General features: G+C 60.5%; 19 protein-coding genes and 1 pseudogene. 11 read left to right on the forward strand and 9 right to left on the reverse strand.

What is annotated here, in order from left to right; genetic code table 11:
* Window positions 1-88 precede the first annotated feature (88 nt).
* The 3 genes from AACY02_RS17115 to AACY02_RS17125 form a co-directional block, all read right to left on the reverse strand.
* Window positions 89-919: a phasin family protein gene (locus AACY02_RS17115; protein WP_339432965.1), complete on the reverse strand. Its 831-nt coding sequence runs from the start codon at window positions 917-919 to the stop codon at window positions 89-91.
* A 10-nt stretch (window positions 920-929) separates the two neighbouring features.
* The gene (locus tag AACY02_RS17120; RefSeq protein ID WP_221731321.1) at window positions 930-1,352 is read right to left on the reverse strand and encodes a phasin family protein; all 423 of its coding nucleotides are present in this window, start codon (window positions 1,350-1,352) and stop codon (window positions 930-932) included.
* Between the two features lie 243 nt (window positions 1,353-1,595).
* The gene (locus AACY02_RS17125; protein WP_339432966.1) at window positions 1,596-1,871 is read right to left on the reverse strand and encodes a polyhydroxyalkanoic acid system family protein; all 276 of its coding nucleotides are present in this window, start codon (window positions 1,869-1,871) and stop codon (window positions 1,596-1,598) included.
* A 154-nt stretch (window positions 1,872-2,025) separates the two neighbouring features.
* Here AACY02_RS17125 and ubiE point away from each other — a divergent pair, with 154 nt between their 5' ends.
* From ubiE to AACY02_RS26060, 11 genes and pseudogenes are all read left to right on the forward strand, one after another.
* Window positions 2,026-2,796 carry a bifunctional demethylmenaquinone methyltransferase/2-methoxy-6-polyprenyl-1,4-benzoquinol methylase UbiE gene (ubiE, locus tag AACY02_RS17130; protein WP_221731323.1) on the forward strand — a complete coding sequence of 257 codons (771 nt, stop codon included), beginning with the start codon at window positions 2,026-2,028 and terminating at the stop codon, window positions 2,794-2,796.
* On the forward strand, window positions 2,796-3,419 hold the full coding sequence (locus AACY02_RS17135; RefSeq protein WP_339432967.1) for a ubiquinone biosynthesis accessory factor UbiJ: 624 nt from the start codon (window positions 2,796-2,798) through the stop codon (window positions 3,417-3,419). Before ubiE ends, AACY02_RS17135 begins: the two co-directional genes overlap by 1 nt.
* The gene (gene ubiB / locus AACY02_RS17140; protein ID WP_339432968.1) at window positions 3,416-5,020 is read left to right on the forward strand and encodes a ubiquinone biosynthesis regulatory protein kinase UbiB; all 1,605 of its coding nucleotides are present in this window, start codon (window positions 3,416-3,418) and stop codon (window positions 5,018-5,020) included. The genes AACY02_RS17135 and ubiB overlap by 4 nt, the downstream gene beginning before the upstream one ends.
* Window positions 5,021-5,101: 81 nt before the next feature.
* Window positions 5,102-5,503, forward strand: coding sequence for a phosphoribosyl-AMP cyclohydrolase (gene hisI, locus AACY02_RS17145; RefSeq protein WP_123470722.1), 402 nt, complete (start codon window positions 5,102-5,104; stop codon window positions 5,501-5,503).
* Complete coding sequence (locus AACY02_RS17150; RefSeq protein WP_007909355.1) at window positions 5,496-5,828, forward strand: phosphoribosyl-ATP diphosphatase; 333 nt, start codon at window positions 5,496-5,498, stop codon at window positions 5,826-5,828. The genes hisI and AACY02_RS17150 overlap by 8 nt, the downstream gene beginning before the upstream one ends.
* A 25-nt stretch (window positions 5,829-5,853) precedes the next feature.
* Window positions 5,854-6,135: a twin-arginine translocase TatA/TatE family subunit gene (locus tag AACY02_RS17155; RefSeq protein WP_003220847.1), complete on the forward strand. Its 282-nt coding sequence runs from the start codon at window positions 5,854-5,856 to the stop codon at window positions 6,133-6,135.
* Between the two features lie 10 nt (window positions 6,136-6,145).
* On the forward strand, window positions 6,146-6,598 hold the full coding sequence (gene tatB, locus AACY02_RS17160; protein WP_339432969.1) for a Sec-independent protein translocase protein TatB: 453 nt from the start codon (window positions 6,146-6,148) through the stop codon (window positions 6,596-6,598).
* On the forward strand, window positions 6,595-7,383 hold the full coding sequence (gene tatC / locus AACY02_RS17165; RefSeq protein WP_260455779.1) for a twin-arginine translocase subunit TatC: 789 nt from the start codon (window positions 6,595-6,597) through the stop codon (window positions 7,381-7,383). The genes tatB and tatC overlap by 4 nt, the downstream gene beginning before the upstream one ends.
* Window positions 7,380-8,087 carry a 16S rRNA (uracil(1498)-N(3))-methyltransferase gene (locus tag AACY02_RS17170; protein ID WP_339432970.1) on the forward strand — a complete coding sequence of 236 codons (708 nt, stop codon included), beginning with the start codon at window positions 7,380-7,382 and terminating at the stop codon, window positions 8,085-8,087. Before tatC ends, AACY02_RS17170 begins: the two co-directional genes overlap by 4 nt.
* Window positions 8,088-8,306: 219 nt before the next feature.
* Window positions 8,307-9,251 (forward strand): annotated as a pseudogene (locus AACY02_RS26055) (methyl-accepting chemotaxis protein); the annotation flags it as partial.
* A 141-nt stretch (window positions 9,252-9,392) separates the two neighbouring features.
* Window positions 9,393-10,106: a methyl-accepting chemotaxis protein gene (locus AACY02_RS26060; protein WP_401159731.1), complete on the forward strand. Its 714-nt coding sequence runs from the start codon at window positions 9,393-9,395 to the stop codon at window positions 10,104-10,106.
* 119 nt (window positions 10,107-10,225) lie between these two features.
* Here the strand turns inward: AACY02_RS26060 and mdoH are convergent, their stop codons facing one another.
* The 6 genes from mdoH to hutI all read right to left on the reverse strand — a co-directional run bounded on the left by mdoH (window position 10,226) and on the right by hutI (window position 18,534).
* Window positions 10,226-12,796 carry a glucans biosynthesis glucosyltransferase MdoH gene (mdoH, locus tag AACY02_RS17180; protein ID WP_339432972.1) on the reverse strand — a complete coding sequence of 857 codons (2,571 nt, stop codon included), beginning with the start codon at window positions 12,794-12,796 and terminating at the stop codon, window positions 10,226-10,228.
* Window positions 12,789-14,603, reverse strand: a complete 1,815-nt coding sequence (locus AACY02_RS17185; RefSeq protein ID WP_339432973.1) for a glucan biosynthesis protein G — start codon at window positions 14,601-14,603, stop codon at window positions 12,789-12,791. Before AACY02_RS17185 ends, mdoH begins: the two co-directional genes overlap by 8 nt.
* Before the next feature lie 277 nt (window positions 14,604-14,880).
* Complete coding sequence (dtd, locus tag AACY02_RS17190; protein ID WP_339432974.1) at window positions 14,881-15,318, reverse strand: D-aminoacyl-tRNA deacylase; 438 nt, start codon at window positions 15,316-15,318, stop codon at window positions 14,881-14,883.
* Window positions 15,315-16,286: a prolyl aminopeptidase gene (gene pip, locus AACY02_RS17195; protein WP_339432975.1), complete on the reverse strand. Its 972-nt coding sequence runs from the start codon at window positions 16,284-16,286 to the stop codon at window positions 15,315-15,317. The genes dtd and pip overlap by 4 nt, the downstream gene beginning before the upstream one ends.
* 228 nt (window positions 16,287-16,514) lie before the next feature.
* Window positions 16,515-17,318 carry an N-formylglutamate deformylase gene (gene hutG, locus AACY02_RS17200; RefSeq protein WP_339432976.1) on the reverse strand — a complete coding sequence of 268 codons (804 nt, stop codon included), beginning with the start codon at window positions 17,316-17,318 and terminating at the stop codon, window positions 16,515-16,517.
* 10 nt (window positions 17,319-17,328) lie between these two features.
* The gene (gene hutI / locus AACY02_RS17205) at window positions 17,329-18,534 is read right to left on the reverse strand and encodes an imidazolonepropionase (RefSeq protein WP_339432977.1); all 1,206 of its coding nucleotides are present in this window, start codon (window positions 18,532-18,534) and stop codon (window positions 17,329-17,331) included.
* Window positions 18,535-18,620 lie beyond the last annotated feature (86 nt).

The following is an 18,620-nucleotide window of genomic DNA, read 5'->3' on the forward strand; positions in this document are numbered from 1 at the left end:
ACAGGGGTTCGCAGTCGGCTTGAGATTATCTACACAAACAAAAACGCCCGACCTTGGCAGGCCGGGCGTTTTCTTGCTTCCTGAAAAATCAGGACTGACTGGTTGGCGTCGACGGGGTCGATGCAACAGTCGGGGTGGCCGCCGGAGTCGGTGCAGCGGCGGAGTTCGACGTGCTCACCGGGGTTGCCGAAGTGGCAGGCTTGGCCGCTGGAGCGGCCGGTTTCGGCGCAGCGGCTTTCGGTGCGGCCGGTTTTTTCACTGCCGGTTTCTTCGCCGCAGCCGGTTTGGCCGCTGGCTTGGCAGCAGGTTTGGCGGCTGCGGTTTTCGCTGCTGGCTTGGCGGCAGGTTTAGCTGCTGGTTTTGCGGCAGTTTTTGCAGCAGGCTTGGCAGCGGCTTTGGCAGCAACCGGTTTGGTCGCAGGTTTTGCAGCCGCTTTAGCCAGTGGCTTGGCCGCCGTTTTGGCTGCTGGCTTGGCTGCAGCGGTTTTCGCCGCTACCGGGCGAGCTTTCTCCCCGGTAAGTTTTTCGATCTGCTTGGTCAAGGTTTCCACCTTGCTGTGCAGCGCTTTCACTTCATTGCGGCTCGGAACGCCCAGGCGCGAAATCGCGCTGTTCAGGCGCTTGTCGAACGCCCCTTCCAGCTCGTCCCACTTGCCCAGTGCGCGATCTTTTACGCCGCTGATGCGCGACTTGGCCGAAGAAGCAGAGTCCTTGGCGGCATCGACTTTTTTGCCGACGGCCGATTTGGTGAGCTTCTCGGCTTTCTCACCGTCTTTGACCAATGTATCGAAGAGTTTGCTGCCGTCAGTGTCGATCTTCGAGTACACGCCTAAACCAGCCAGCCAGATTTTGCGGGAGTAGTCTTCGACTTTCCCGATCCACGAGCTGCCTTCTTTATCGGTGTTCTTTTTACCAGCCATCCCGTTCTCCTTAAGATTTACGCGCGACGCGTTCGAGCAATGCCGTCAGCTCATCGAGCTTAGCAGAGAGTGTCTCAACGTCATGTTTAGACGGAATGCCGATACGATTCAAGGCGCTTGCAACACGGGAGTCGAAGGCCTTCTCGACCTTGTCGAGTTGAACTTCGACGCGACCTTTGAAAGAGCTGACCTCACCCTTGACTTCATCGATCTCGGTGTTGGCCGCTTCGAGTTTTTCGGTGACGGCTTTTTTGCCTTTCTTTTCAACCGTTTGACCGGCCTTGATCAGCTCTTGAAAGTAGTCGCTGCCCTCTTGGCCGACCTTGGCGTAGGCACCCAGGCCTGCCAGCCAGATCTTGCGGGCATAGGATTTCACGTCGCTCAGGGCTGAAGTCGAAGCGTCGATTTTTTTCTTCAAAATTACTTTGGCCATGGTGCACCTCACGCGCAGAAGGTTTGAGGAACTGCCCGCGAAAGTGTCGGGCTCAGGCACAAAGTAGGCAGAAAAATTAGAAACGGCACCCTAACAACCGACATAAACAGCAGGAGCACCACGAAACAAATGTGGGAGCGGGCTTGCTCGCGAAGGCGTCGTGTCAGTCACCTTATGCATTGACTGACAGACCGCTGTCGCGAGCAAGCCCGCTCCCACAGGGGATTGGATTGCAGGCGTAAATCAGACCAGCGCTTTATCCAGCGCCTTCTCGATCTCGGTTTTGATCATGCCGCTCATGGCCGACATCATCAGGCCCAGCTCCACGTCGACCCTGATCGAATCGTCGGCGACATGCACCGCACCTTTAACGCCCGAACGCTTGAGGTTCAAGGTGTCGCCCGACCATTGCGGCTCCAGGCCATATTGATCGGACAGTTTCTGCGCCAGCTTGTCGGCCTTCTCACGGGCCGCTTCCTTGCCCAGGTTGTGGGCACGCTCAACACTAATACGGGCCATTGAATGACTCCTGCTTTATGAATGCTTGTCGGTAAATCTTGACCGCATCTGCGGCAAATCGTCCCGAAGGTTGCCCATCTTACCTTTAGCCATTCCAAGACAAAGCATGGCTTGGGGATTAGAATGTCGCGCATTCTCTTTTGGTGACAGCGATATGACTGATCAGCGCAAAGGCAGCGATGCCGAACCCACCACTCACTTCGGCTTCAAAAACGTTCCGGAAAGCCAGAAAGCGGAAAAAGTCGCTGAGGTGTTCCACTCCGTAGCCGCCAAGTACGACCTGATGAACGACCTTCTGTCGGGCGGCATGCACCGTCTGTGGAAGCGTTTCGCGATCGAATTGTCGGGCGTGCGCAGCGGTAATCGCGTGCTCGACATCGCCGGCGGCACCGGTGACCTGACCAAGAAGTTCTCCCACCTGGTCGGCCCGACCGGTCAGGTCGTACTGGCCGACATCAACGAATCCATGCTCAAGGTCGGCCGTGACCGTCTGCTGGATCTGGGTGTGGCCGGCAACGTCGAATTCGTTCAGGCGGACGCTGAAAAACTGCCGTTCCCGGACAACCATTTCGACTGCGTGACCATCGCCTTCGGCCTGCGCAACGTGACGCATAAAGAAGACGCCCTGCGCTCGATGCTGCGCGTACTCAAGCCCGGCGGCCGTCTGCTGGTGCTGGAATTCTCCAAGCCGACCAACGCGCTGATGTCCAAAGCCTACGACGCCTACTCGTTCGCTTTCATGCCACTGATGGGCAAGCTGATCACCAACGATTCGGAGAGCTATCGCTACCTGGCCGAGTCGATCCGCATGCACCCGAATCAGGAAACCCTGAAGTCGATGATGGTCGACGCCGGTTTCGACCGCGTGACCTATCACAACATGACCTCGGGCATCGTTGCCCTGCACCGCGGCATCAAGCCCTGATGTTGCTCACCGGGCTGCTGGCCAGCGTCGAACTCGGCCTGAACCGGGTGCTGCGTCTCGACAGCACGGCGCTGGCGCGGCTGGCGCATTTGACTGGCAAAGTGATTGCCGTCGATTGCCGCAGCCCGGCGTTGCAACTGTTCATCCTGCCGAGTGATGAAGGGCTGATGCTGGCCTCCCACTGGGAAACCGGCGTCGATTGCACCCTGCGCGCTCCGGCTTCAAGCCTGGTGAAACTGGCCCTGAGCAAAGACAAGACCGCGGTGCTGCATGCCCCGCAAGTCGAGCTCGATGGCGACAGCGGCGTGCTGCTGGAACTGGCCGGCGTGTTGCAGGACCTCGAGCTGGACTGGGAGTACGAACTCTCGCGCTGGCTCGGCCCTGTCGCCACACATCTGGTCGGTGGCCATCTGCGCAGCCGCGCACGCTGGTATCAACAAGGATTTGCCAGTCTCAACCAGAACCTCGCCGAATACCTCGCCGAAGAATCACGCACCCTCGTCGGGCAGCGCGAAGCCGAAGCGCGGTTCAGCGAACTGGACCGGATCAAACTTGATCTGGAACGTCTCGAGGCGCGTTTCGAGCGCCTTTCCCGATCCCTCGACCCAAGCGATAACGCATGAAGCTGCTTGCCGTCCGCCGTCTGTTGCGCATCCAGCGCGTCGTGATCCGCTACCGCCTCGATGACCTGCTGTTCGATCTGCCGCTGCCCTGGTTCCTCCTGGCGCTGCGCTTTGTGCTGCCGTGGCGCTGGTTTGCGCGCAAGCCGCTGGATCTGAGCCGGGGTGCGCGTTTACGCCTGGCATTGCAGGATTTGGGGCCGATTTTCATCAAGTTCGGGCAGATTCTCTCGACCCGTCGCGACCTGCTGCCGGAAGACATCGCCGATGAACTGATGCTGCTGCAGGATCGCGTGCCGCCGTTCGATTCGCAGGTTTCAATCAAGCTGATCGAAGAGCAACTGGGCAGAAAGATCGACGAAGTCTTCAGCCGCTTCGACGTCAAACCACTGGCCTCGGCCTCGGTTGCACAGGTGCATGCCGCGCAACTGAAAACCGGCGAAGAAGTGGTGGTCAAAGTCATCCGCCCGGGCCTGAAACGGGTGATCGCGCAGGATCTGGCATGGCTGTTCATCCTCGCCCGCGCCGCCGAAAAAGTATCGGCGGATGCCCGTCTGCTGCACCCGGTTGACGTGGTTCAGGATTACGAAAAAACCATCTACGACGAACTCGATCTGCTGCGCGAGGCAGCCAACGCCAGCCAGTTGAAGCGCAACTTCGAAGGCTCGCCGCTGCTCTACGTGCCGCAAGTCCATTGGGACTGGTGCCGCCCGAAAGTGCTGGTGATGGAGCGTATCTACGGGATTCAGGTGACGGATCTGGCGACCCTCGCCGACCAGCGCACCGACATGAAAATGCTCGCCGAACGCGGCGTGGAGATTTTCTTCACCCAGGTATTCCGCGACAGTTTCTTCCACGCCGACATGCACCCGGGCAACATCTTCGTCAGCACGGTCAACCCGTGGAGTCCGCAGTACATTGCTATCGACTGCGGCATCGTCGGCAGCCTGACCCCCGAGGATCAGGATTACCTGGCGCGCAACCTGTTCGCCTTCTTCAAGCGTGACTACCGCCGCGTGGCGCAACTGCACATTGATTCGGGTTGGGTGCCGGCAGAAACCAAGCTCAACGAATTCGAAGCGGCGATCCGTACCGTGTGCGAACCGATCTTCGAAAAACCATTAAAAGATATTTCATTTGGTCAGGTGCTGATGCGCCTGTTCCAGACCGCGCGGCGCTTCAACATGGAAGTGCAGCCGCAGTTGGTGCTGCTGCAAAAGACGTTATTGAACATCGAAGGCCTCGGCCGTCAGCTGTACCCGGATCTGGATCTGTGGAACACCGCGCAGCCGTTCCTAGAACGCTGGATGCGCGAGCGCGTCAGCCCGAAAACCTTGATCGGCAACGTGCAGAGCCAGTTCGAACAGTTGCCGCACCTGGCCAATATGGCCCGCGACCTGCTCGAGCGCATGTCCCAGCCCCATGCCAACGACCCACCGCCACCGTGGCACAAACGCAAGGACGACTGGTTCCTGCGCCTGCTTGGCAGTGCCCATCTGGCGGGCGGTACGGTCCTCGCCGCCGGTGGCCCGCTGAACGAACTGGGGCATTGGCCTGCCGGGATCATGGTGGCTGTCGGCTTGTATCTGGTCGTTCGCCGATAGCCAGTTCCATGATCGGCTGGCACACTGTTTCAACGCCTGAACCCGACTATTAGAAGTGCGGGTTCGCTGTCGGAGTCGAAGATGAAAAACTGGCTGGACGAGATCAAGTGGGACGCTGATGGCCTGGTGCCGGCGATTGCCCAGGATCACAAGACCGGACGCGTGCTGATGATGGCCTGGATGAACCGCGAAGCGCTGGAACTGACAGCGGCGGAAAACCGTGCCATCTACTGGTCACGTTCCCGTGGCAAGCTGTGGCGCAAGGGCGAAGAGTCCGGCCACGTACAGACCCTGCATGAAATGCGTCTGGACTGTGACGCCGACGTGATCATCCTGATGGTTGAACAGATCGGCGACATCGCTTGCCATACCGGCCGTCAAAGCTGCTTTTACCGTGTCTTCGAAAACGGCGACTGGAAAACAGTCGACCCGGTACTCAAAGACCCGCACGCCATCTATTGCGCAGGACACAAACATGAGTGACACCCTGACCCGTCTGGCCGAAGTGCTCGAAGAGCGCAAAGGCGCCGCTGCCGACAGCTCGTATGTGGCTAGTCTGTATCACAAGGGTCTGAACAAGATTCTGGAGAAAGTCGGCGAAGAGTCGGTCGAAACCATTATTGCCGCCAAGGACGCCGCCATCAGCGGTGATTGCAGCGACGTGATTTACGAGACCGCCGACCTGTGGTTCCACAGCATGGTCATGCTCGCCCAACTGGGGCAGCATCCGCAGGCTGTGCTCGATGAACTGGATCGTCGCTTCGGTCTGTCCGGACACGTCGAGAAAGCCTCGCGTCCGTCCGCCTGAACAACTTTGAGAGAGGAACTGCAACATGGGCATTTTTGACTGGAAACACTGGATCGTCATTCTGGTAGTCGTGGTGCTGGTGTTCGGCACCAAGAAACTGAAAAACCTGGGCACCGACGTGGGTGAGTCGATCAAGGGCTTTCGCAAAGCCATGAACGACGACGAGAAGCCAGCCGCCGATCCAACCGTGACGCCTGCGCAGCCGGTGCCACCGGTGCAGCCGCAAGCCACCGCTCAGGCCAATCCGCCGCACACCATCGATGTGCAGGCGCAGAAAGTTGAAGAGCCGATCCGCAAAGACGTGTGAGCACTGACTAATGTTTGGTATCAGCTTCACTGAACTGCTGCTCGTCGGCCTCGTCGCCCTGCTGGTGCTGGGCCCCGAGCGACTGCCGGGCGCTGCACGCACCGCCGGCCTGTGGGTCGGGCGACTGAAGCGCAGCTTCAACGCGATCAAACAGGAAGTTGAACGTGAAATCGGTGCCGACGAGATTCGTCGGCAACTGCACAACGAGCACATTCTGTCGCTGGAGCAGGAGGCGCGGAAGATTTTCAATCCGGTTCAGCAGGAGCCGACCCCGGTTGAGCATGTCGGCGAGCAGACGATTCATGCGCCAGCCGCGCCCGCTGCACCTGCACCTGCACCTGTTGCAGCGCCGAAAGAACCAGTGCCCGCTGCTGCAAATACTTCGGTTGAACACGTAGCCCCAACCGCCGCGCCGACCACACCAGCGCCTCACGACCCTACACTGCCGCCGCGAGCCCCATGAGCGATCTCCCCGAAAACGACCAGCACATGCCGCTGGTTTCGCACCTCACCGAGTTGCGCACCCGTCTGCTGCGTTGCGTGGCGGCGATTTTCATCATCTTCGCCGGGTTGTTCGCGTTCACCCAGCAGATCTACACCTTCGTCTCGACGCCGCTGCGCCAGTACCTGCCGGTGGGCGCGACGATGATCGCCACCGACGTGTCGTCGCCGTTCCTGACGCCGCTGAAGCTGACGATGATGGTTTCGCTGTTCCTCGCGATTCCGGTGATTCTGCATCAGATCTGGGGCTTCATCGCGCCGGGCCTGTACAAGCATGAGAAGCGCATTGCCGTGCCGCTGCTGGTTTCCAGCATCCTGCTGTTCTACACCGGCATGGCCTTCGCCTATTACTTCGTGTTCCCGCTGATTTTCAAATTCTTCGCCGCCGCCACCCCGGCCGGCGTGGAAATGATGACCGACATCGCCAGCTATCTCGATTTCGTCATGACGCTGTTCTTCGCCTTCGGCGTGGCATTCGAAATCCCGGTGGCCGTGGTGCTGCTGGTGTGGATCGGCGTGGTCGACGTCAAATACCTGAAGAAGATCCGCCCGTACGTGATCATCGGCTGCTTCGTGGTCGGCATGATCCTCACCCCGCCGGACATTTTCTCCCAGACCCTGCTGGCCGTGCCGATGTGGATGCTGTTTGAAATCGGCATTCTGTTCGGCAGCCTGGTCAGCAAGCGCGAACGCCCGGAAGAAGCAGCCGACGATCACAACGACCCGCCGCCAGCGACCCAGGCATGAACCTGCTGCTGCTCGAAGAGGCCGATTTCATTGCGCCCGACCGTGTGGTGCTGCGTGATCGTCGCCTGACCCATATGCAGGACGTTCACCGCTCGGAAGTCGGTGACAGCCTGCGGGTCGGGCGTGTAGACGGGTTGATGGGTTCGGCCGAGTTGCTGCGCCTGGAAGCGGGTGAAGCTGAACTGCGCGTCACCCTCGACCAACCGCCACCGGCCAAGCTGCCACTGACATTGGTGCTGGCCCTGCCCCGCCCGAAGATGCTCCGTCGGGTGTTCCAGACCGTGGCGACCATGGGCGTGTCGAAGGTGATTCTGGTCAACAGCTACCGCGTCGAAAAGAGCTTCTGGCAGACGCCGTTTCTTGAACCGCAAGCGATCCGCGAACAATTGATCCTCGGCCTCGAACAGGCCCGGGATACCGTCCTGCCGCACATCATCATCGAGAAACGCTTCAAACCATTTGTCGAAGACCGTCTGCCAGCCATCACCGACGGCACTCTCGGCCTGGTCGGCCATCCCGGCAACTACCCGCCGTGCCCACGCGCGCTCAACGAACCGGTGACCCTGGCGATCGGCCCCGAAGGTGGCTGGATCCCCTACGAAATCGATCTGCTGGCCAAATCCGGATTGCAACCGGTGCAACTGGGTGAGCGCATTTTGCGGGTTGAAACCGCCGTGACCGCCCTGCTCGCCCGCCTGTTCTAAATTCGCCACATCCCCTGTGGCGGACAAATGGCGTTACAGATTGCCATCACCCAGCCGATACAGTTCCCATAAGTCCAATGAGTGGTCTGAGGGAGTCGTCGCATGTACCGTTGGTTAGCCGAGAGTCTTGGAAACGTCAGCGTCAAACGCAAGCTGGGAATCGGTTTCGGCCTGGTGCTGGTGCTGACGCTGTTGATCACCTTCACCGGCTGGACCGGCATGAGCGGCATCATCAGCCGTGGCGACAAGCTTGGTTTCATCTCCGGCCTGAACGAGCTGACCAAGGATCTGCGCCTGGCGCGCCTGGACTATGAAGCCCGTCGTGGCGAACAAGGTCCCGGCACCGTCAACGAACTGCTTGGCAAACTCGACAGCGGCCTGCAAACCGCTCACACCCTGATCGAGCAACCCTCCGATGCGGCAATGGTCGATCAGCAACTGGCCGCCGTCGCCGAATACAAACGCGCCTTTGCCGACATGACCCAGGCCACCGTTCAGCGCGAAGACGCCCGCAGCAAGCTTGGCGCCAATGCCGACAACGCCGTGGCGAAGATTTCGGAAGTTGAAAAATCCATGCTGCAGGGCGACAGCGTCGCCCAATTCAACAGCGTGATCGAACTGAGCAAACTGCTGCAGCAGGCGCGCTATCAGGTGCGCGGCTACACCTACAGCGGCAAGGCCGATGCTGAGCAGCCGGCGCTGGACGCCATCGACAATGCGCTGAAGAATCTCGAGAGCCTGCCATCGAAGCTGCCGGAACAGCACATCGCCAACCTGCAGCAGGCCACTGACTCAATCAAGGCCTATCGCGCAGCGGTCGCCCAGTTCCGCGACTCCCAGATCAACACCGCCAAGGCCAAGGCAATCATGTCGGCTCAGGGCGACATCCTCCTCGATGTGAGCAAAAAACTCACCGAATCCCAGACCATCGTGCGCGACACCGATGCCGCACACGCCAAGAACATGCTGATCATCGCCACCCTGCTGGCGGTAGCTTTCGGCCTGCTGGCGGCCTGGGCGATCACCCGGCAGATCATCATTCCGTTGAACCAGACCCTGCAGGTTGCTGAACGCGTGGCGGCCGGCGATCTGACCCACAACCTGGTCTCGCTGCGGCGCGATGAACTGGGCCAATTGCAACGCTCGATGCAGAGCATGACCCAAGGCCTGCGCGAGTTGATCGGTGGCATCAGCGAAGGCGTCACCCAGATCGCCAGCGCTGCCGAAGAACTGTCGGCCGTGACCGAGCAGACCAGCGCCGGGGTCAACAATCAGAAGATCGAGACCGACCAGGTCGCCACCGCCATGAACGAAATGGCCGCCACCGTGCAGGAAGTCGCGCGCAACGCCGAAGAGGCTTCCGAAGCCGCCGTTGCCGCCGACCAGCAGGCCCGCGAAGGCGACAAAGTGGTGGGTGAGGCGATCACCCAGATCGAGCGTCTGGCCGTTGAGGTGGGCCACTCCACCGAAGCCATGGGCGACCTCAAACGCGAAAGCGACAAGATTGGCAGCGTGCTCGACGTGATCAAGTCCGTGGCCCAGCAAACCAACCTGCTGGCGCTCAACGCGGCAATTGAAGCGGCGCGTGCGGGCGAGGCCGGCCGTGGCTTCGCGGTGGTTGCTGACGAAGTGCGCAGCCTTGCCCAGCGCACGCAGAAGTCCACCGAAGAGATCGAAGAACTGATCGTCGGCCTGCAAAACGGCACCCAGCAAGTGGCGACGATCATGGACAACAGCCGCAGCCTGACTGACAGCAGCGTTGAGTTGACTCGTCGTGCTGGCGGTTCGCTGGAAAGCATCACCCGCACCGTCTCGGCGATTCAGGCGATGAACCAGCAGATCGCGGCAGCAGCCGAGCAGCAGAGCGCCGTGGCCGAAGAGATCAACCGTAGCGTGCTGAACGTGCGCGATGTGTCGGATCAGACCTCGGCGGCGAGTGAAGAGACAGCAGCGTCCAGCGTTGAACTGGCGCGACTGGGGACGCATTTGCAAATGCTGGTGGGTCGATTCAAGGTTTGAGCTAACGGATCTGCCTCGGTTCGCTCTGGCCCGAGGTGATGTTATCGCTGGCAGCCAGCTTCATCCCAAGGCGCGGGACTTCTCAGCGCCATAAAACCCGCTTTCGCGGGTTTTTTTCATCAGGCCGGTTGAGCCTGCGGGCTGACCGGTCGCAGCGGTAGCAGCGGCGCGTGTGGGTCGGCTTTCACCGATGCGCGCCAGGCGTTGAGCCACTCGGCGTGACCTTCGGCCCAGACCTGCTCGTGCAGCCGCGCCAAAGCGACCGGATCGCTCAACAGTTGCAGGCGATCATGGTTGCTCAGCGCTGCCGGGCCAACCTTCAGTGCGTGACGCACACGCTCCTGACGCAGCCACTCGATCGGCTCCGCCTGGCCGTGACGGGCCGTCGCCAGCGAGCACGCCAAAGCGTTCTGCTGCGGGTCGACCACGGCGCGGACAAAGCCGTCGTTCAGTGCGTGCCAGCGATTTTCGTGGGTGTACTGATCGGTGGCCAACAGCGCCTGTGGCGGATTGTATTCCTCAGGGATGAGGAACAGGCTCTCGTCACGGGACTTCAAGCCCAGACCCACACGGCTGGAAATCACCGACACCGGGATCGACAGCATCAGCGAACCGACGATAGGCACCAGCCACCACAGGAAGCTTGGGTTCAGCCAGATCACCAACAGCGCCCAGCAGAAGCCCAGCAGCGTTTGCGGCCCGTGGCGCTTGACCGCCTCGCTCCATGGCGTGGAGTCGTCGTCACGCTGTGGCGAGTTCCAGGTGGCGGCCCACCCCAGGAACGCAGCCAGTACGAAACGGGTGTGGAAAATCATCCGCACCGGCGCCAGCAGCATGGAGAACAGCATCTCCAGCAGCATCGACAGCGTCACTTTGAACTTGCCGCCGAACTCTTTCGCGCCCTTGGCCCAGATCAGGATGATGCTCAACAACTTCGGCAGGAACAGCAGCACGATCGTGGTCGAGAACAGCGCGATTGCCTTTTCCGGGTGCCATTGTGGCCACAGCGGATAGAGCTGGCGCGGTTCGAGGAAGTATTGCGGCTCCATCAGCGTGTTCACCGCCAGCAGCGCGGTGGACAGCACCAGGAAGAAGAACCACAACGGCGCCGACAGGTACGACATCACGCCCGTCAGGAACACCGCACGGTGCACCGGGTGCATGCCTTTGACCAGGAACAGTCGGAAGTTCATCAGGTTGCCGTGGCACCAGCGACGGTCACGCTTGAGTTCATCGAGCAGGTTGGGCGGCAACTCTTCGTAGCTGCCCGGCAGGTCGTAGGCAATCCACACGCCCCAGCCGGCACGCCGCATCAGCGCCGCTTCCACGAAGTCGTGAGACAGGATCGCCCCGGAAAACGCGCCTTTGCCCGGCAACGGCGCCAGGGCGCAGTGGTCGATGAACGGCTTCATGCGGATGATCGCGTTGTGACCCCAGTAATGGGATTCACCCAACTGCCAGAAGTGCAGACCGGCAGTGAACAACGGGCCATACACGCGGGTCGCGAACTGCTGCATGCGCGCATACAAAGTGTCCATGCCCGACGCACGCGGCGCGGTCTGGATAATCCCGGCGTCCGGCGTGGCTTCCATCAAGCGCACCAGACTGGTCAGGCACTCGCCGCTCATGACCGAGTCGGCGTCGAGCACGACCATGTACTTGTAGTCACCGCCCCAGCGACGGCAGAAGTCGTCGAGGTTGCCGCTCTTGCGTTTCACACGGCGGCGTCGGCGGCGATAGAAAATCTTGCCGAAGCCTTTGGCTTCGCGGCAGACGTCCAGCCAGGCTTGTTGCTCGGCCACGCAGATGTCGGTGTCGTTACTGTCGCTGAGCACGAAGAAGTCGAAACGATCCAGGTCACCGGTGGCGGCCACCGATTCGAACGTCGCACGCAGACCGGCAAACACCCGAGGCACGTCTTCGTTGCAGATCGGCATCACCAGTGCGGTGCGCGCATCTTTTGGAATCGCCTCGTTGCCGGCGCTTTTGCCGGAGATGCGGTATTTATCGTGACCGGTGAGCAATTCGAGAAAGCCCATCAGTGCGGTCCAGAAACCGGCAGACACCCAGCAGAACAGAATCCCGAACAGAATCAGGATGCTGGTTTGCAGCGCATACGGCAGCACTTGCGTGGCCGTTTGCAGCAGCGGCTGGTGCAGGACTTCGTCCAGGTCGACGAAAGACCAGCCCTGGTACGGCATGATGCCTTTCATGTACCAGCCGGCAACGATGGTCTGGCCGAGCATCAGCAGCAACAGAATGTAGCGGCGGATCGAACCGACGGTACGCCAGCGCGCGGCCGGCAGTACGTTTTCGTCTTTGGGCGGTTGCGGCGGGTTGGTGCGGCCGGTCAGGCGGCGCCAGCCACGCACCAGAACATTGGTACGCCAAGGCTCCGGCACGACTTTGGTGCGACGAATCGGCGGCGTGGCCTTGAGGCTGATCCGGCCGCTGGCGTCGAGCACCAGCATTTGCGCATCTTCCAGCGCTTCGGCCGTGCTCAAGGTCAGGCGCTTGCCCACCGAAGCCTGGGCGGCTTCGGTCGGCGCGTCGAACGTCGAGGATGACAGGCGTTCATGCAACTCGCTGAACGACTGGCAACCCGCGAGTTCCGCGCGCTGCTCGTCGGTCATCGGCAGATGCGCCAGATACTCGGACAGAGTCTCTGGCTGTACTTGAGAGTTACTCATCGGCAGGCAACTGATAGCTCCAGGTCTCGGTCAGGACTTCTTCAGTCGGTGCCGATTCCGGTGTGGCTGGGGCCGCGTCCGCAGCGGCTGGCTGCTTGGCGTCTTTATTGGCCTTGTCCTTGGCCTCTGCGTCTGGCTTGGCATCTGCCTGTTTGGCCTCGGCTGCCTTGGCTTCCTTGTCGGCTTTCGCTTGTTGCTTGGCGGCCACCTTGTCGGCTTTGGCAACGGAGGAGTTGGACGTCGGCACGGCCGACTTGGCCAGATCAGCGGTTACCAATGGCTGAACCAGTGCGGCACGCATTTCGGTCGACTTGCTCGCGTCCTTGATTTTCATCCGCAGGGTCAAGCGCCAGCCCTTGGTTTCAGGGTTGTAGCGCACGCTGTTTTCAACCAATTCGGCGTTGTCACCGACGCTGACCTGGCTGCGAACGTCGGCATCCGGGGCCAGCGCCGCCAGCGATGGACCTTCGAAGTCGACCAGGTAGGCAACGCTGCCATCGGGTTGACGGATCAGATTCGACTGCTTGACGTCACCGGTCGAACGCAGCGTCTGCGCAACCCAGGCGCTGTCCGGTGCGTGAATCGCGGCTTCATCCATGGTCCAGTGCATGCGGTAGGCGAAGTCCAGTGGCTGGCCCGGCTCCGGCATTTTTTCCGGGCTCCAGAACGCAACGATGTTGTCGTTGGTTTCGTCGGCGGTCGGAATCTCTACCAGATCAACGGTGCCCTTGCCCCAGTCGCCCTTCGGCTCGATCCAGGCGCTTGGGCGCTTGTCGTAGCGGTCGTCGAGGTCTTCGTAGTGGCTGAAGTCACGGCCACGTTGCAGCAGACCAAAACCGCGCAGGTTGTCGACGCTGAAGTTGCTCACGGCCAGGTGTTTAGGGTTGTTCAGCGGACGCCAGATCCACTCGCCATTGCCGGCATGGATCGACAGACCGCTGGAGTCGTGCAGTTCTCGACGGTAGTTGAGGACTTTGGACGGCTGGTTGGCGCCGAACAGGAACATGCTGGTCAACGGGGCGATGCCCAGTTTGCCGACCTTGTCACGCAGGAACATCTGCGCCTTGACGTCGACAATGGTGTCGCTGCCCGGACGCAGGATCAGACGATAGGCGCCGGTGGCACGCGGCGAATCCAGCAGGGCGTAGATCACCAGATGCTTGTCAGCCGGCTTGGGCTGTTCAATCCAGAACTCGCGAAAACGCGGAAACTCTTCGCCCGACGGCAATGCGGTGTCGATGGCCAGGCCACGCGCCGACAGCCCATAGGTGTGCCCCTTGCCGACGACGCGGAAGTAGCTCGCGCCCAGCATGGTCATGATTTCGTCTTGCTTGTCGGCCTTGTTGATCGGGTACAGCACACGGAAACCGGCATAACCGAGTTTATCGGTGGCCTTGGGATCGAATTTCAGATCGCCGAAATCGAAACGCGAAGGATCGTATTTGATCTCTTCGACGGTGTTAGCCGTGATTTCGTTGATTTTCACCGGTGTATCGAAGTGCATACCCTGGTGATAGAAGGACAGTTTGAACGGGGTCTTCTGATCAGCCCACTCAGCCTTTTCGGTGAGGAAGCGGATTTTCTGATAGTCCGCGAATTTCATGTCGCGGAATTCGTTCGGCAGGTTGCTGCGAGGGGCTTCGAACTTCTGTCCGGCCAGCTCTTTAGCCTTGGCCGATACATCGTCAAGATTGAACGCCCAAAGCTGACTGGCGCTGAGCAGGCACAGGAGCGCGGAGCCCGCTACCAAAGCACTTCGAACGCGTTTGGCAGACAATTTTGCTGCATTACAGGGACTAACAATCACGAGCAACCCTCGCCGAAAACAGATCAAAAAACCAACGGCCAGCTATCTATATGCCAGGTTGGCGAGCATTGTTCCGACTCCGCTGGGGCAAAATGATTCCCCAATCGGATCCAGACAAGTCTCTACCTAAGTCAAAAATGGACCAACGAACGCTGATCCCCATAGCGCGCGATTATCTAGTAGCCCGCGTGACAACGCATCAGGGCTAGCAAAGTATTTATCGCGAAAACACCCTAAAAACAGTCGAAATTTCCTAAAGAAGGTGTTTCCGGTGTTTTCAGGTCTGTAACAAAAAGGTAACCGGGCCATCGTTGACCAAATGCACCTGCATATCGGCGCCGAATCTACCTGATGCCACAGTGCCATGCACCTGTTTCGCTTTGCTTAATAGATAGTCGAACAATTCCTCACCCAGAGCCGGTGGCGCCGCCGTTGAAAAGCTCGGCCGCAACCCGCTTTTGGTGTCGGCGGCCAGGGTGAACTGAGAGACCAGCAGCAACCCGCCTCCCACGTCCGCCAAGGACAAATTCATCTTGCCCTCGGCGTCGCTGAATACCCGATAGTTAAGCAGCTTATGCAGAAGTTTGTCGGCGCTGACACGCGTGTCGTCGGGCTCGATCGCCACCAGGACCAGCAACCCCTGATCGACCGCACCCACTATTTCGCCCGCCACCTCTACGCGAGCGCCACGCACTCGCTGTAACAGGCCCTTCATGCTTCTTCGGGCGGCAGGTCGAGCAGGCGCTGGGCCATGTTGCCCGCGGCGCGCACCAGCGCGTCGGTGATACCCGGTTCGGACGCCGCATGACCGGCGTCGCGAATCACCTGCAACTCGCTGTTCGGCCACGCCTGATGCAATTCCCAGGCGTTATCCAGTGGGCAGATCACATCGTAACGACCGTGAATGATCACGCCCGGCAAGTGAGCGATCTTGCCCATGTCGCGAATCAGTTGGTTCGGTTCAAGGAAGGCATTGTTGGTGAAGTAGTGGCATTCGATCCGCGCAATCGACAGCGCGCGCTGCGGCTCGGAGAACCGATCGACCACCAGCGGGTTCGGCCGCAGGGTCGCGGTGCGCCCTTCCCAGGTCGACCAGGCTTTGGCGGCGTGCATCTGGGCGATCTGGTCGTTGCCGGTCAGGCGCTTGTGGAAAGCGCTGAGCAGGTCGTCGCGTTCGTCCAGCGGGATCGGCGCGATGTAGTCCTGCCAGTAATCGGGGAACAGACGGCTGGCGCCAGCCTGATAGAACCACTCGATTTCCTGCGGGCGGCAGAGAAAGATCCCGCGCAGGATCAAGCCATGCACACGCTCCGGGTGAGTTTGTGCATAGGCCAGCGCCAGGGTCGACCCCCACGAGCCACCGAACAGCACCCATTTTTCGATGCCCAGGTGCTGGCGGATGCGCTCAAGGTCGGCGACCAAATCCCAAGTGGTGTTGTTTTCCAGGCTGGCGTGCGGGGTGGAGCGTCCGCAACCGCGCTGGTCGAAAGTGACGATGCGGTACAGGTTCGGATCGAAATAGCGTCGGCTCTGAGCATCGCAACCGGCGCCAGGGCCGCCGTGGATGAACACGACCGGCAAGCCTTGCGGTGAACCGCTCTCGTCGACGTACAGCGTATGCGTGTCGTCGACAGCCAGATCGTGCCGGGCGTGAGGTTTGATCTGCGGGAACAAAGTCTGCATTGCGCGCTCCGTAAGGGGTCGAGGTCATCCCTGGGGGGGACTTCTATTATTCTGCCGTTGGGCATCATAAACCCGATTTACGTCAATGAGCATGCCTGTGCACTACCGCGATTTTTCTGCTGCCGATAAACCGAGTGGGAGCGGGCTTGCGCGCGAAAGCGGTGTGTCATTCAACCCATATGTTGACTGATGTGACGCCTTCGCGAGCAAGCCCGCTCCCACAGTGGGTTATGCGGTGTAGTGAGACTTTGCCCAGGCCAGATAGCCCTGCAGCAATTCCTTGAGCACCACTTGCGTCGGCTCGGCCAGGTCGGCGCGATAGCGGAACGGTTCGAACTCCTCCATGTAGGTGCACTGACACAGTTCCAGTTGCACGGCGTGGATGTTCTCGGCCGGGTTGCCGTAATGGCGGGTGATGTGGCCGCCCTTGAAGCGTCCGTTCAGGACGTGGCTGTACTCGCCGTGGCGAGCGCAGATCGCTTCCAGTTGCGTGGCCAGTTGCCGATCACAACTGGCGCCATTGAAGGTACCGAGGTTGAAGTCTGGCAGTTTGCCGTCGAACAGGTGCGCGATGATCGAGCGGATCGAGTGCGCGTCGAACAGCAACGCGTAACCGAATTCGGCCTTCAACCGCGCCAGTTCTTCCTGCAGGGTGCGGTGGTACGGCGTCCAGATTTGCTCAAGGTACGTCGCGCGTTCTTCTTTGGAAGGCGCCTGGCCTTCCTTGAACAACGGGATGCCATCGAACAGCGTCGCCGGGTACAGCCCGGTGGTGGCGCCGGCGTACAGCGGCGTGTCGTCAGACGGCCGGTTCAGGTCGATGACGAAACGCGAATATTCGGCTGCCAAAGTGCTGGCGCCCAGTTCTTCGGCAAAATCGTACAACTGAGGAATATGCCAGTCGGTGTCCGGCAGGCTTTTCGCATCAGGGATCAGGCCAGCCTCGACCGCAGGCGTCAGACGCAGCCCCGCGTGAGGCATGCTGATCAGCAGCGGCACACGACCTTGTTTGAAACTCAGAACCTTATCCACATCCGTTCTCCTACAGACTTGATTCGACGCCGTGACGCACGACGCGTTTGTCCAGATCACCACCGAGCCAATAGGCCAGGTCCGCCGGACGATCAATGTGCCAGGCGACGAAATCCGCAACCTTGCCGACTTCCAGCGAACCGTGGGTGTCAGCCATGCCCAGCGCTTGCGCCGCATGAATCGTCGCGCCGGCCAAGGCTTCTTCCGGGGTCATGCGAAAACAGGTGCACGCCATGTTGAGCATCAGGCGCAACGACAGCGCCGGCGAAGTGCCGGGGTTGAGGTCGCTGGCGATGGCGATCTTCACTTTGTGCTTGCGCAAGGCTTCCATCGGCGGCAGTTGGGTCTCACGCAGGAAGTAGAACGCGCCCGGCAACAGCACCGCGACCGTGTCGGATTCGGCCATGGCGATGGCGTCGGCTTCGTCCATGAACTCCAGGTGATCGGCCGACAACGCGTGGTAGCGCGCCGCCAGACTGGAGCCGTGCAACGACGACAATTGCTCGGCGTGCAGCTTCACCGGCAGACCCAGTTTGTGGGCGGCGATGAACACGCGTTCCACCTGTTCCGGCGAAAACGCCAGGTATTCGCAAAACGCATCCACGGCATCAACCAAACCTTCGGCGACCAACGCTGGCAGCATCTGGGTGCAGACCAGATCGATGTAATCGTCAGCGCGATCCTTGTATTCCGGCGGTAGCGCATGTGCGGCCAGACAGGTGCTGCGCACGCTGATCGGCAGTTCGGCAGCCAGACGCCGAATCACCCGCAGGATCTTGCGCTCATTGGCCAGATCGAGGCCGTAGCCAGATTTCATCTCGACCGTGGTCACGCCGTCACGCATCAGGCTTTTCAAGCGTTTGGCGGCACTGGCGAACAATTCGTCTTCGCTCGCTTCGCGCGTCGCACGTACGGTGCTGGCGATGCCACCGCCGGCCGCGGCGATCTCGGCGTAGCTAACGCCTTGCAGGCGCTTTTCGAACTCGCCGCTGCGGTTGCCGCCGAACACCGTGTGGGTGTGGCAGTCGATCAGGCCGGGGGTGACCCACGCGCCTTGCAAGTCATTGACCGCCGGGTATTCGCCGGATGGCAATTGATTGCGCGGGCCGATCCACTCGATGTGCGCACCGGACGTCACGATGGCCGCATCCTCGATGATCGAGTAGACGCCTTGCGCCATGGTTGCGACGTGGCAGTGTTGCCAGAGGGTTTTCATCCCAAGTCCTCGTCTTGTTCAAAATCGATTCGCGAGCACGCCCGCTCCCACATTTGGAATGCGTTTCCCTGTGGGAGCGGGCTTGC

The sequence above is a fragment of the Pseudomonas sp. EA_65y_Pfl2_P78 genome, from assembly GCF_963970495.1.
Lineage (GTDB): Bacteria > Pseudomonadota > Gammaproteobacteria > Pseudomonadales > Pseudomonadaceae > Aquipseudomonas > Aquipseudomonas baetica_A.

Coding starts and splice junctions, on each gene's coding strand:
- AACY02_RS26060 (WP_401159731.1), top strand. CDS start 9,393: ATGAACGAAATGGCCGCCACCGTGCAGGAAGTCGCGCGCAACGCCGAA.
- AACY02_RS17125 (WP_339432966.1), bottom strand. CDS start 1,871: ATGGCCCGTATTAGTGTTGAGCGTGCCCACAACCTGGGCAAGGAAGCG.
- tatB (WP_339432969.1), top strand. CDS start 6,146: ATGTTTGGTATCAGCTTCACTGAACTGCTGCTCGTCGGCCTCGTCGCC.
- pip (WP_339432975.1), bottom strand. CDS start 16,286: ATGCAGACTTTGTTCCCGCAGATCAAACCTCACGCCCGGCACGATCTG.
- dtd (WP_339432974.1), bottom strand. CDS start 15,318: ATGAAGGGCCTGTTACAGCGAGTGCGTGGCGCTCGCGTAGAGGTGGCG.
- mdoH (WP_339432972.1), bottom strand. CDS start 12,796: ATGAGTAACTCTCAAGTACAGCCAGAGACTCTGTCCGAGTATCTGGCG.
- AACY02_RS17115 (WP_339432965.1), bottom strand. CDS start 919: ATGGCTGGTAAAAAGAACACCGATAAAGAAGGCAGCTCGTGGATCGGG.
- AACY02_RS17120 (WP_221731321.1), bottom strand. CDS start 1,352: ATGGCCAAAGTAATTTTGAAGAAAAAAATCGACGCTTCGACTTCAGCC.
- AACY02_RS17135 (WP_339432967.1), top strand. CDS start 2,796: ATGTTGCTCACCGGGCTGCTGGCCAGCGTCGAACTCGGCCTGAACCGG.
- hutI (WP_339432977.1), bottom strand. CDS start 18,534: ATGAAAACCCTCTGGCAACACTGCCACGTCGCAACCATGGCGCAAGGC.
- AACY02_RS17170 (WP_339432970.1), top strand. CDS start 7,380: ATGAACCTGCTGCTGCTCGAAGAGGCCGATTTCATTGCGCCCGACCGT.
- ubiB (WP_339432968.1), top strand. CDS start 3,416: ATGAAGCTGCTTGCCGTCCGCCGTCTGTTGCGCATCCAGCGCGTCGTG.
- AACY02_RS17155 (WP_003220847.1), top strand. CDS start 5,854: ATGGGCATTTTTGACTGGAAACACTGGATCGTCATTCTGGTAGTCGTG.
- tatC (WP_260455779.1), top strand. CDS start 6,595: ATGAGCGATCTCCCCGAAAACGACCAGCACATGCCGCTGGTTTCGCAC.
- ubiE (WP_221731323.1), top strand. CDS start 2,026: ATGACTGATCAGCGCAAAGGCAGCGATGCCGAACCCACCACTCACTTC.
- hisI (WP_123470722.1), top strand. CDS start 5,102: ATGAAAAACTGGCTGGACGAGATCAAGTGGGACGCTGATGGCCTGGTG.
- AACY02_RS17150 (WP_007909355.1), top strand. CDS start 5,496: ATGAGTGACACCCTGACCCGTCTGGCCGAAGTGCTCGAAGAGCGCAAA.